The organism is Streptomonospora nanhaiensis (assembly GCF_013410565.1).
Lineage (GTDB): Bacteria > Actinomycetota > Actinomycetes > Streptosporangiales > Streptosporangiaceae > Streptomonospora > Streptomonospora nanhaiensis.
Map to the genome: position 1 here is coordinate 5,066,332 of NZ_JACCFO010000001.1, position 11,861 is coordinate 5,078,192.

Consider the following 11,861-nt stretch of genomic DNA (forward strand, 5'->3'; position numbering starts at 1 on the left):
AAACTCCCACGGTGATCTTGAGGGTCGGTTACTGTCTCGCTCGATTCGTACACACGACCGATCGGGGCGGGGCATGGACCTCTTCGGGCACAGCGCCAACAGCGCTGGCCAGCGCCACCGGCTTGACGACCACCTGCGTGGTACCGAGCGCCGGGCCCGCCGCTATGGTTCGCGTTTCGCGGCTGCTGAGGTGGCCGGCTACCTCGGGCGGGTCCATGACGTCGGCAAGGGCACTTGCGCCTGGCAGGACGGGCTGCTGCGGGCCGAGGCCACCGGGTCCCGCGTCGGGATCCCGCACAAGCACGCCGGCACCCTCCTTGCCCACCGGGCTGGGCTGGGCCGGCTGGCCGGGGTGGTGTTCGGCCACCACGGGGGCCTGGTCTCGCGCGCCTGCCTGCGTGAGGAGCTGCGCGCCGCCCAGAGCGAGCACGCCGCCTCGGTGCAGGAGGCCATCGACCGGGTGGCAGCGGTGGTGCCCGAGATCCTTGACGGGCCCGGGTTGCCCGGGTGGGTGCACGGCGCCTACGCCCAGGACGACCTGGTGCTGGATGTGCTGGTGCGCATGGTCTTCTCCGCGGTGGTCGACGCCGACCGGCTGGACACCGCCGAACATCTGAACGGCCTGCCCCGCCCCGACCACCCGGTCGCCGCCTCCGACCTGGCAGAGCGGTTTGAGGCGGCCCGCCAGGAACTGCTGGCCGCCCGGCCGCCCTCGCCGGTGGACGCCGACCGCGACTACGTCTATGCCCAAGCGCTCGCGGCGGCTCAAGGGCCGCAGGGCTTCTACCGCCTGCCCGCGCCCACCGGGTCGGGCAAGACGATCGCCGCCGGGGCCTTCGGCCTGCACCACGCCCGCCGCCACGGCCTGGCCCGGGTGATCGTGGCGGTGCCGTTCATGACCGTGACCGAGCAGAACGCCGGCGTCTACCGCGGCCTGCTGGAGACCGGCGGCGGGGCGCCGATGGTGCTGGAGCACCACAGCGGTGTGGACTTCGACGCCCCGGGCGCGCCCGGGGGCCGGTGGGCCCGGCTCGCCGCGGAGAACTGGGACGCCCCCTTCGTGGTGACCACCACCGTGCGGCTGTTCGAGGCGCTGTTCGACCGCCGCCCCGAGGCGATGCGGCGGCTGCACCGCCTGGCGGGGTCGGTCATCGTGCTCGATGAGGTGCAGTCGCTGCCTGACGCGATGCTGGTGCCGATCCTGTCGATGCTGCGCACGCTCACCGAGTTCTTCGGGGTCACGGTGCTGCTGTCCTCGGCCACCCAGCCGGCGTTCTTCGACCTGGCGCCGCTGAAGGAGGTGGCGGCCCGCGATGTGATCGCCGAGCCCAAGCCGCTGTATGAGCGCCTGGCGCGGGTCTCCTACACCTGGTGGAGCGACCCCGCGCCCACCGTTGAGGAACTGGCCCGCACCGTGGCGCAGCGGCCCTCGGTGCTGACGGTGTGCAACACCACCGCCCAGGCCCAGCGCATCCACGAACTGGTCGCCGCCCACCGCCCGCAGGATCGGGGGCCGGTGCTGCACCTGTCCACGCGCATGGTCGCCCGCCACCGCAAGGACACCATCGAGGAGGTCATCGAACTCAACCGGACCCAGAGCGAGGTGGCCGTCATCAGCACCCAACTGGTGGAGGCCGGGGTCGATCTGGACTTTCCCGAGGTGTACCGCGCCTATGCCACCGCCGAGGCCATGCAGCAGGCCGCGGGCCGGTGCAACCGCTCAGGCCGCCTGGAACGCGGCCGGGTGGTGATCTTCCATCTGGCCGCCCCGGACGGCACGGGCGCCTCGGGCGGCGGGGAGTTCGTCTACGGCGCCGCGCTGGGCGCCACCCGCCTGTTCTTCGGCCCCGGCAGAGCCCGGCCCGATGACCCCGAGGTGCTGCACGCCTACTACACCGAGCGGTTCAAGCAGACCAACGTCGAGGGCCGCGACACCGCCGCGCTGATCCAGCAGGCCCGCCGCGAGGGCGACTTCCCCCGGGTGGCCGAACTGTTCGAGATGATCCCCGAAACCACCGTGCCCGTGGTGTACGTGCCCGAGCGCTACGACCACGACCGCGAACGCATCGCCGACATCCTGCACCGGTTGCGCAACGGCGCCGCGAGCGCGCACCTGCTGCGCGACCTGCGCCCCTACATGGCCACCCTGCCCCGCGGCTATGCCACCGGCAAGGCCGCCGGGCTCATGGTCCCCGTGGTCGGCGACCTCTATGAGTGGATCGGCGACTACGACGAACACCGCGGCATCGAGATCGCCGACACCAAGGAGTACGTGTTTTGACCGCCCCGCCCCCCGCCCCTGCGCCGCCTCTGGCGGTGGAGGTGGAAGGCCCCTTCGCCTGCTTCACCCGGCCGGAGTTCAAGACCGAGCGGGTGAGCTACCCCGTCATGACCCCCTCGGCGGCCACCGGCCTGCTGGAGGCCATCTTCTGGAAGCCGGAGTTCTCCTACCGCATCGACCGCATCGAGGTGCTCAACCCCATCGCCTGGTTCACCGTGCGCCGCAACGAGGTCGACCAGACCGTCTCGGCCGATTGGGTGCGTCGCGCCATGGCCGACCCGACGCAGCGGTTCGACGCCGAGGCCCACCGCGACCAGCGCAGCATGACCGGGCTGCGCGATGTGGCCTACCGCATCCACGCCCACATCGTGCTGCGCCCCCACGCCGACGCCCACCCGGCCAAGTACCGCGACCAGTTCCGCCGCCGCGTGGAGCGCGGCGCCTGCTTCTCCCAGCCGTTCCTGGGCACCCGCGAGTTCTCCGCCTCTTTCGCCAAGCCCTCCCAGCGGCCCCCCATCGCCGCCAGCGCCGACTTCGGCGCGATGCTGCACAGCATCGACTACAGCGGCGCCCGCGAGACCTACCGCTGGTTCCACGCGTCCATGGTCGAGGGGGTGGTGGCGGTGCCCGAGCACGGTGCCGAACTGCCCGGCGCCGCCACGGTGCGCACCGGCGGGCGGGGGTGATCCGGTGCTGCTCAAAGCCCTGGCCGACCACGCCCCCCACGTCGCCGATCTGCCGCCGGCCCACTACCGGCCCCGCACCGTGCGCTGGTGCCTGACCATCGACACCCACGGCCGCCCCCAGGGCACCGACGAGCAGGGGCGGCCGGTGCTGAGCGACCTGGCCGACGCCGACCGCCGCGCCGGTGTGGTCCTCAACGCCCCCTACGTCTACCGCTCCGGCGCCAAGCCCCCGCCCACCCTGCTGGTCGACACCCTCGAATACGTCCTGGGCGTGCCCAAGGGGGAGTCCGAAAAAGCCGTCCAGGAGGCGCTGCGGCGCAACACCGCCTACATCGACCTGCTGTCGGTCTGGGCCGAGCGCGCCGGGGGCGATGAGGCAGCGCGCGCGGTGCGCGTCTTCTTCACCCGCGGCCTGCACCGCGCCACCGTCCTGCCGGAGGGGGCCAAGCCCTCCGACCTGGTCGCCCTCAGCGTGGTCGGCCACCCCTGGCCCCACCTGGCCCCCGCCGCCCAGCAGACGTGGCGGGCCACGGTGGCCGCCCGCAAGAGCGGCCGGGCCGGAACCGGCCGGTGCCTGTCCTGCAACCAGGACCGGCCCCTGCTGGACTCCCTGCCCGAACCCGTCAAAGCCGGCCTGATCCCCGTGCCCATCGGTCGCGGCCGCGACGCCCAACTGGTGTCGGTCAACACCTCCGCCCAAGGGCGCGGCGGGCGCATCCAACTCGCCGACATCCCGCTGTGCGAGGCGTGCGGGGCCGGCTCCACCGCCGTGCTCAACGCCCTGCTGGCCAACCCCTCCCACCGCTACCGCATGCCCGACTCGGTGCTGGTGTGGTGGCTCAAGGAACCCCTGGACCTGGGGCTGATGGACACCCTGCTCAACGCAGAGCCCTCCGACGTCGCCGCGGTCTTCGCCGAACTTGAGCGTCCGCGCCGGGGCAGCGGCGCCGCCGGGGTGGAGGCCAACCGGTTCTACGCCGCCACCCTGGCCGCCAACCAGAGCCGGGTGGTGGTGCGCGAGTGGATCGACATCGCTTTGCCCCAGGCGCTGGAACGCGTCGCCGCCTGGTTCGGCGACCACCAGATCGCCGACTGGCGCGGCGACCAGCCCCGCCCGGTGCCGGTGTGGCTGCTGGCGCGCTGCCTGGGACGCGGCACGGCCACCGCCCAGGGGTGGCGCTACACCAAGGACAGCGAGCCCGACGACGCCCACCGCCGCCTGCTGCACGCCGCCCTGCACCACACGGCGCCGCCGCTGGCGTTGCTGAGCCACCTCAACCAGCGCATCGGCGCCGACGGCCGCGTCGACCACCCCCGCGCCGCCCTGCTGCGCCTGTTCTACAACCGCGCCTTCGCCACCGACAACGAAAGGGTGCCCCCGGTGCTCGACGAGAATCGGACCGACCCGGCCTATGTGGCCGGGCGCCTGTTCGCGGTCCTGGAGTCCTTGCAGTACCGCGCCCTGCGCGACCCCGACACCGGGCAGGGGCCCAACAGCACCATCGCCGACAAGGTGCTGTCCTCGGCCAAGTCCACTCCCCGCGCCCGCATGGAACCCCTCCTGGACAAGTCCCAGGCCCATCTGCGGCGCCTGCGCACCAGCGGCGCCCCCAAGGACCGCGCCGCCCACCACGCCTACTTCCGCACCATCTGCGAACTGCACGACCTGCTGGAGCACCCCCTGCCCGAGGTCTTGGACCAGCAGGGACAGTCCCTGTTCAGCCTGGGCTACTACCAGCAGCACTCCCACGACCAGCGCCAGCGCCGCACCCACGCCAACGCCAACGCCAACGGCGAGGGCACCGACCAGGAGGACCAGCCGTGACCACTCCCTCGCCCCATCTGGACCCCGCCCGCAAGCACGACTTCGTGTTCTGCTTCGACGTGCGCGACGGCAACCCCAACGGCGACCCCGACGCCGGCGGCGCCCCGCGCACCGACCCCGACACCGGCCACGGGCTGGTCACCGACGTCGCCATCAAACGCAAGATCCGCAACACCGTGGCCCTACTCAAGGCCGGCCAGCCCGGCTTCGACATCTACGTCGAGGCCGGGGTGTCGCTGAACTCCCAGCACGAGCGCGCCTACACCGCCCTGGGCCTCAACGGCGACAAGAAGCACACCGTCGACCACCAGGCCCGCGCCCGCGACTGGATGTGCCAGACGTTCTTCGACGTGCGCATGTTCGGGGCCGTGATGAGCACCGGCGACAAGAAGGCCGGACGGGTCCAAGGCCCGCTGCAACTGACCTTCGCCCGCTCCCTGGACCGCGTCACCGACCAGGAGCACGGCATCACCCGCGTCACCCAGACCCGCACCGCCGACACCGAGCGCGGGGAGTCCACCGAGATGGGCACCAAGCACACCGTGCCCTACGGCCTCTATGTGGGGTTCGGCCACTTCAGCGCCCCGCTGGCCGCGCGCACCGGCGTCACCTCCGCCGACCTGGAGGCGTTCTGGCAGTCCATGACCATGATGTTCGAGCACGACCGCGCCTCGGCCCGCGGCGAGATGGCCCTGCGCGGACTGTATGTGTTCACCCACGACGACGCCTTCGGCAAGGCCCCCGCCCACACCCTCTTCGACCGCGTCACCGTCGAACGCACCGACCCCCGGTCCGGACCCGCCCGCTCCTTCGGCGACTACAAGACCACCGTCGCCGACACCGGCCTGCCGGCGGGCATCACCCTGACCACCCTGGTGGGGTGAGGCGCGTGGGGCCCCAGGAGCCGTGGCCGGTGCCGCTGTCAGCCCTGGAGCACTACGCCTACTGCCCCCGCCAGGCCGGCCTGATCCTGCTGGAGGACGCCTTCGCCGAAGACGCCGCCACCGTCCGCGGCACCCTGGCCCACCACCGGGTCCACGACCCCGGCCACGAGCAGCGCCCGCGGGTGCGCACCCTGCGGGCGCTGCCGGTCTGGCACGACCAGCTCGGCCTGACGGGGGTGTGCGACGTCGTGGAGGTCCACGCCGAGGGCACTGTGGTGCCGGTGGAGCACAAGTCGGGCGCCTACACACCCGGCGGACCCGCCGACGTCCAGGTCGGGGCCCAGGCCATGTGCCTGGAGCAGCGCATGGACACCACCATCACCACCGCCGCCGTCTACACCATGGCCGACCGCCGCCGCCACACCGTGGCCGTGGACGCCGCACTGCGCGAACGGGTGCGGACCACCGCTGAGGCGGTGCGCGCCGTCATGGCCCAAGGGCGCCTGCCCGCCCCGGCCGCCGACCAGCGGTGCCGCCGCTGCTCCATGAACACCGGCTGCATGCCCAAGGTCCTGGCCAAGACCCGGCGCTATGAGCGCCTGCTCGCCGACCTCTACACCCCCGCCCCCGAGACGGAATGGGATGACTGAACTCCTCAACACCCTCTACGTGCAGACCCCGGGCGCCTCCCTGCACCTGGACGGCGACACCGTGCGCATCGCCCTGCCCGAGCCCGACAGCCCCCGCCGCACCCTGCCGCTGCTGCGGCTGGAGTCCATCGTGGTTTTGGGCAACGTCAACGTGTCGGGCCCGCTCCTGGCGCGCTGCGCCCAAGACGGCCGCGCCGTGGTGTGGATGAGCCGCGGCGGGCGCTTCCTGTGCCGGCTGGCCGGGCCCCTGCGCGGCAATGTCCTGCTGCGCCACGCCCAGCACCTGGCCCACGCCGACCCCGCCACGCGCCTGCCCATCGCCCGTGCCTGCGTGGCCGGAAAGATCCAGAACAGCCGCCAACTCGTCCTCAAAAGCGCCCGCGACGCCACCACCTCCAAGGACAGCCTGCGCGCCATCGCCGCCGACCTGGAGGCGTCCCTGGCCGCCGCCGGCACCGCCGCCGACATCGAGGTCCTCATGGGCGTGGAGGGCGCGGCCGCGCGCGCCTACTTCGAAGCCCTGGCGCTGATGATCCGCAAGGACACCGGGCTGTCGTTCCCCGGCCGTATCAAGCGCCCGCCCACCGACCCCGTCAACGCGCTGCTGTCCTTCCTCTACGGCCTGGTGCGCTCCGGCGTGCACGGCGCCTGCGAACAGGTCGGCCTGGACCCCTACGTGGGCTTCCTCCACGGCATCCGCCCGGGAAAACCCGCCCTGGCGCTGGATCTGATGGAGGAGTTCCGCCCCGCCGTCGCCGACCGGCTGGCGCTGACGCTGATCAACCGGCGCCAGGTCGGCCCCGGCGATTTCGAGACCATGGAAGGCGGCGCCGTCCAGCTCACCGAGGAAGGACGCAAGACAGTGTTGACCGCCTGGCAGCACAACCGCCAGAAGGAACGGCCCCACGCGGTCCTGGGCCGGCGCGTGGCCCTGGGGCTGCTGCCCTTCGTCCAGGCCCGGCTGATGGCCCGCACCCTGCGCCAGGAACTGCCCGGCTACCTGCCCTGGACGGCGTGAATGGAACTGCTGATCACCTACGACGTCGCCACCACCACCCCCGAGGGCGCCCAGCGCCTGCGCCAGGTCGCCAAGGTCTGTGAAGGCTACGGGATGCGGGTGCAGAAGTCGGTCTTCGAGGTCGTGTGCAGCGACGCCGACTGGGTGCGGCTCAGCCACACCCTGCACCGCATCATCAACGACGCCGAGGACAGCATCCGCGTCTACCGGCTGAAAGCCGGAACCTTCAAGGCGGTCTCAGTCCTAGGCACAGCCCGCCGCCTGCCCCACGACGACGCGCTGGTGCTGTAGTTGGGAACCCCAAGTGCTCATGGAAACCTCGGGAGGTTCCCAACGACGTTTGGGCACCCCTGGGTGGAATGCCGGTTTCCACACCGCTATTCAGCATCGACCATGGACGCGTTTCCCCAGGTCGCACGCTGTGGCGGCCGCCGTCTGTGGCGGCCGAGGATCGCAACCTCCACCCGCGACTGCTCGCTGCAGCGCCGCCACCAGTGGCGGCCGCCGTCTGTGGCGGCCGAGGATCGCAACTCGATGAGCTTGCGTTGCGACTGCGTCGGGCGCAGCGTGGCGGCCGCCGTCTGTGGCGGCCGAGGATCGCAACACCACCACCCGCGCCACCCCGGCCCGCATCTACGACGTGGCGGCCGCCGTCTGTGGCGGCCGAGGATCGCAACATCAGCCACTCCCAGCACCATTGCCGAGCGGCTGACGTGGCGGCCGCCGTCTGCGGCGGCCGAGGATCGCAACTGGATCGCCCGCTGCGCGCGCTCGATCGACTGGGCGTGGCGGCCGCCGTCTGTGGCGGCCGAGGATCGCAACCAGCTGGTCGACACCTGGATTCACCCGCGAGGAGTGTGGCGGCCGCCGTCTGTGGCGGCCGAGGATCGCAACTACGAGCCCTCGGACTGGGCGACCGCCCGGGTGTGGTGGCGGCCGCCGTCTGTGGCGGCCGAGGATCGCAACAGCAGGGCGCCGACCTCTACGTCGCCAACTCCCAGGTGGCGGCCGCCGTCTGTGGCGGCCGAGGATCGCAACTTCGTCTGCCAGATGCCCAGCGCCAGCGCGTCGATCAGTGTGGCGGCCGCCGTCTGTGGCGGCCGAGGATCGCAACCCTTCGGCACATTACCTACCCGTACCGGAGTGAATGGTGGCGGCCGCCGTCTGTGGCGGCCGAGGATCGCAACCTCCAGGTCATCACTGATTTCGGCGATGTCCTTGGGGTGGCGGCCGCCGTCTGTGGCGGCCGAGGATCGCAACCGCCTGGAGGCCCGCAAGGCGCGCTACGCGATCAAGGTGGCGGCCGCCGTCTGTGGCGGCCGAGGATCGCAACCCTGCAGGAGCCGTCGGCCGCGCCCGGGCCAACCTGGTGGCGGCCGCCGTCTGTGGCGGCCGAGGATCGCAACCCTGCAGGAGCCGTCGGCCGCGCCCGGGCCAACCTGGTGGCGGCCGCCGTCTGTGGCGGCCGAGGATCGCAACGACTTCCTGCGGCCGCCCACCACCGAGGGCATGCCCGAGTGGCGGCCGCCGTCTGTGGCGGCCGAGGATCGCAACCTTCCCTTCGGTGGTTAGGCGGTGTGCGCGGCGGCGTGGCGGCCGCCGTCTGTGGCGGCCGAGGATCGCAACCCGCACATCCCGTCCCACTGCGTCACTGACGCCCACTGTGGCGGCCGCCGTCTGTGGCGGCCGAGGATCGCAACCCGCACATCCCGTCCCACTGCGTCACTGACGCCCACTGTGGCGGCCGCCGTCTGTGGCGGCCGAGGATCGCAACGCCGCGCGAGGCCGCTGTCGTGGCGAGTCGGGGCGGTGGCGGCCGCCGTCTGTGGCGGCCGAGGATCGCAACGACATGGCCTACCGGGTCGCGCGGGTTTATGAGGAGTGGCGGCCGCCGTCCCCGGCGGCCGAGGATCGCAACCCCGAAGTGCAGCGCCCGAAGAACTCCAAGCGTCTGGTGGCGGCCGCCGTCCCCGGCGGCCGAGGATCGCAACGCGCTGGTCAGCAATCGAACGCGACCCGGTCTCAGGAGGTGGCGGCCGCTGTCTTCATGTGCCACTAGATCAGAAGTACGTGTATCGCCACATGTCGGATCTGGGCGGCGTGGTCTCGAGGTTCTTCTGCTGATTCGATTGAAGGTCGGTGTCAAGGTGAGCGTCCATGGTTCCTGGTCGCGCCGCGTACGGCGGCGCTGGTCAGGGAGGTGGGGTTATGCGGGCAACCACGGTGGCGCGGGGCCGGGCGGGGGCGGGGCCGTTGGGGCTGGTGCGGCCTGTTCCACGGGGTTCGACGGCGCCGGGACGGCAGTTTGGTGGTCAGCGGGCCGCTGCCGGTCCATGGCTGCCTCCCCGGGGAGGCTGGGGCGGGACAGCGGTTCGGTGGGACGCGGCCACGGCGGCGCAGACGCTTTTCGGGTATCTGCGGCACCTGGGTCTGAGTCGGGTCTATGGGGCCGTCTATGCCAAGGTGTCGGTCGTTTCCTTGCCGCGCGGCATCACCGTGTGGGTCCGTGACGGAGTGTTCTTCTGGCGCGACGCCGAGGGCCGCCTGATGCGGTGGTCGGGGAGCGACGCGCGGGGGGCGGCGTACCGGCTGCTGGCCGAACTGCGCGGGCTGGAGGCGGGGGGAGCGGTAGCGGCCTGAGCCGGACATGGGTATCGGCGGCGTGAAGAATTTCGGGTGGTCGGCGGCCTCGCGCAGCGGTGAGTGCGGCGGGCGTGGTGGTGCGCTGAGGCGACTACCGGCTGAACACGGTGCGTCTTCCCAGGTCGGGGTGTGTTCAGGGGTGGTGATGGTGTGCGGGTGCGGCTGGGCGGGGCCGCGCCCGCACACCTCTTCGTTGGGGGCCGAGATTTTTCGGGCTGAGTACGGGATGAGCACGTGCTGAGCGCGGGTGGAAAGCGCGGCGAGCACCCGCTGATGACAGCGCTCTTTTGGGTGGGCGGCGTCCATGACGCCTCACCCGAGGAGACCGCTGATGTATTCCGATACCGCGCTGGATGTGGCCGAGCGCGAGTTCCTGCGCCTGGTCCCCGACCCGCTGCGCCTTGAGCGCGGCGACGCCGCCCCGGCCTTTGACCGGGCCGCGCTTCCTGGCGTCGTTTGGCCGCTGGATCTGCTGGCGGCCCGGACGCTGCTGCTGGCGCCGGGGACCGACCGGGCGGTGAAGGACTCGGTGTGGCGGGTGGTCATCGCCCGCGCACGGATGTCGCAGGACTGGATGTGCGGGGCGATCGGCCTGGCCATGCCCGCGCTGAAGGGGTGTGCTCGGCGCTGCACCCGCGGCCTCACGCCTGCCGGGGTGGAGGAGGTCGACGCCGAGATCCTGGCCGGGTTCATCGCGGCGGTGCGGGAGATCCGCACCGACTACGCCAACCTGGCCTGGTACCTGCGCTGCCGCGCCCAGCGCGCCGGCCTGCGCTCGCGCAGACGGCTCCTGGAGCAGACGGGCGCCGAGGCCGGAGACCACGACGCCCCCGCCGCCAACAGCGTCGCCTCCACTGGCGGGCACCCTGATCTCCTGCTGGAGCGTGCCGTCTCACGCGGCGTGCTCAGTCTTGCCGAGGCCGATTTGATCGGGGCCACGCGTCTGGAGGAGACGTCGCTTCGGGATGTAGCCGCCGCATCGGGTGAGGGCTACTGGGCGCTGGCCAAGCGGCGTTCCCGCGCCGAGCAGCGGCTGCTGGCGGCGCTGGAGAGCGGCGACCTCGACCCGATGGCGGGACCCGTAGCCCACGCCAAGCCCGACCTCGGCCCGGCACCGCGCGCTTCGTCTCCTCTGCGGGTTTCTTCGGTGTCCAAACCGGGGTGGGCGCTGGCTCTTTAGAGGGTGAGTCCGGGCGCACCGGCACCGAGGCGGGCGGGTTTCTCTCGTCACTCGCCCTGACGTCGCAGAGATCGGTAGCGGGTTGAAGAACGGAGAGGGGGCAGTCCGTCCGCTCCGCCCGCCGCCGGTGCGCCCCGGCTCCCTGTCCAGCAGCGCCGGTCCCGGGAGGCAGCGTCATGGCCCACGAGGAACACCACGCCCCACGGCCCTCCATATCCCTGCGGCGAGCCCTCGTAGTGGGGGTGGCGGCTGCCGCAGGCGCCGTGGTCTGGGCGGTGGCCGGTGCGGAGTTGGCGTGGGCCGAGGGTTCGGCTGAGGCGTCCACCGCTGACCTGCGCGAGGTCATCACCCGTCTGCGCAACGTCATCGTCGCGCTGGCCTCGGCGGTGGGCACGCTGTTCCTCACCATCGCCGGGCTGCGGTGGATGCTGGCCGGTGGTGACCCCTCCCAGGTGGAGGCGGCCAAGAAGGCGATGAGCGGGGCCGGGATCGGGTACGGCATCGCGATTCTGGCCACCGTGCTGATGGCGGTGCTGGACTACATCGTCCAGGGCGGGTGAGGCGGTGGCCGCCCCCGCTCACCCGCGACCGCCCGAGCCTTCGCCGGGGCCGCCCCCGGACCCGCCGGAGGCTCCGGCGGCGCCCGAGGCCGAGGAGCGCCCCGAGCCCGAGCCTTCTCCCGGCCCGCCCCCGC

General features: G+C 72.3%; 10 protein-coding genes and 1 CRISPR repeat array. All 10 genes read left to right on the plus strand.

Annotated features, from left to right (window positions below; genetic code table 11):
- Positions 1-73 precede the first annotated feature (73 nt).
- Positions 74-2,281: a CRISPR-associated helicase Cas3' gene (cas3, locus tag HNR12_RS22450; RefSeq protein WP_179769428.1), complete on the plus strand. Its 2,208-nt coding sequence runs from the start codon at positions 74-76 to the stop codon at positions 2,279-2,281.
- Positions 2,278-2,967 (plus strand): type I-C CRISPR-associated protein Cas5c, encoded by a 690-nt coding sequence (gene cas5c, locus HNR12_RS22455; protein WP_246425150.1) that lies wholly within the window; start codon positions 2,278-2,280, stop codon positions 2,965-2,967. Before cas3 ends, cas5c begins: the two co-directional genes overlap by 4 nt.
- Before the next feature lie 4 nt (positions 2,968-2,971).
- The gene (gene cas8c / locus HNR12_RS22460; RefSeq protein ID WP_179769429.1) at positions 2,972-4,792 is read left to right on the plus strand and encodes a type I-C CRISPR-associated protein Cas8c/Csd1; all 1,821 of its coding nucleotides are present in this window, start codon (positions 2,972-2,974) and stop codon (positions 4,790-4,792) included.
- A complete protein-coding gene (cas7c, locus tag HNR12_RS22465; RefSeq protein ID WP_179769430.1) occupies positions 4,789-5,676 on the plus strand; it encodes a type I-C CRISPR-associated protein Cas7/Csd2 in 888 nt (295 codons plus the stop codon). Before cas8c ends, cas7c begins: the two co-directional genes overlap by 4 nt.
- 29 nt (positions 5,677-5,705) lie before the next feature.
- Positions 5,706-6,326, plus strand: a complete 621-nt coding sequence (gene cas4, locus HNR12_RS22470) for a CRISPR-associated protein Cas4 (RefSeq protein WP_338119813.1) — start codon at positions 5,706-5,708, stop codon at positions 6,324-6,326.
- A complete protein-coding gene (gene cas1c / locus HNR12_RS22475) occupies positions 6,319-7,344 on the plus strand; it encodes a type I-C CRISPR-associated endonuclease Cas1c (RefSeq protein WP_179769432.1) in 1,026 nt (341 codons plus the stop codon). The genes cas4 and cas1c overlap by 8 nt, the downstream gene beginning before the upstream one ends.
- Positions 7,345-7,635 carry a CRISPR-associated endonuclease Cas2 gene (gene cas2, locus HNR12_RS22480; protein ID WP_179769433.1) on the plus strand — a complete coding sequence of 97 codons (291 nt, stop codon included), beginning with the start codon at positions 7,345-7,347 and terminating at the stop codon, positions 7,633-7,635.
- 130 nt (positions 7,636-7,765) lie between these two features.
- A CRISPR array of direct repeats spans positions 7,766-9,335; the repeat unit is 37 nt; unit sequence GTGGCGGCCGCCGTCTGTGGCGGCCGAGGATCGCAAC.
- Between the two features lie 487 nt (positions 9,336-9,822).
- Positions 9,823-9,984 carry a hypothetical protein gene (locus tag HNR12_RS28685; protein ID WP_246425151.1) on the plus strand — a complete coding sequence of 54 codons (162 nt, stop codon included), beginning with the start codon at positions 9,823-9,825 and terminating at the stop codon, positions 9,982-9,984.
- A gap of 334 nt (positions 9,985-10,318) precedes the next feature.
- Complete coding sequence (locus tag HNR12_RS22490; protein WP_179769434.1) at positions 10,319-11,167, plus strand: sigma-70 family RNA polymerase sigma factor; 849 nt, start codon at positions 10,319-10,321, stop codon at positions 11,165-11,167.
- Between the two features lie 242 nt (positions 11,168-11,409).
- Positions 11,410-11,727 (plus strand): pilin, encoded by a 318-nt coding sequence (locus HNR12_RS22495; RefSeq protein ID WP_308251350.1) that lies wholly within the window; start codon positions 11,410-11,412, stop codon positions 11,725-11,727.
- Positions 11,728-11,861 lie beyond the last annotated feature (134 nt).

Bases quoted from the DNA above. Each gene is read 5' to 3' on its own strand.
- cas2 (WP_179769433.1), top strand. From the start codon at position 7,345: ATGGAACTGCTGATCACCTACGACGTCGCCACCACCACCCCCGAGGGC.
- HNR12_RS22490 (WP_179769434.1), top strand. From the start codon at position 10,319: ATGTATTCCGATACCGCGCTGGATGTGGCCGAGCGCGAGTTCCTGCGC.
- cas3 (WP_179769428.1), top strand. From the start codon at position 74: ATGGACCTCTTCGGGCACAGCGCCAACAGCGCTGGCCAGCGCCACCGG.
- cas1c (WP_179769432.1), top strand. From the start codon at position 6,319: ATGACTGAACTCCTCAACACCCTCTACGTGCAGACCCCGGGCGCCTCC.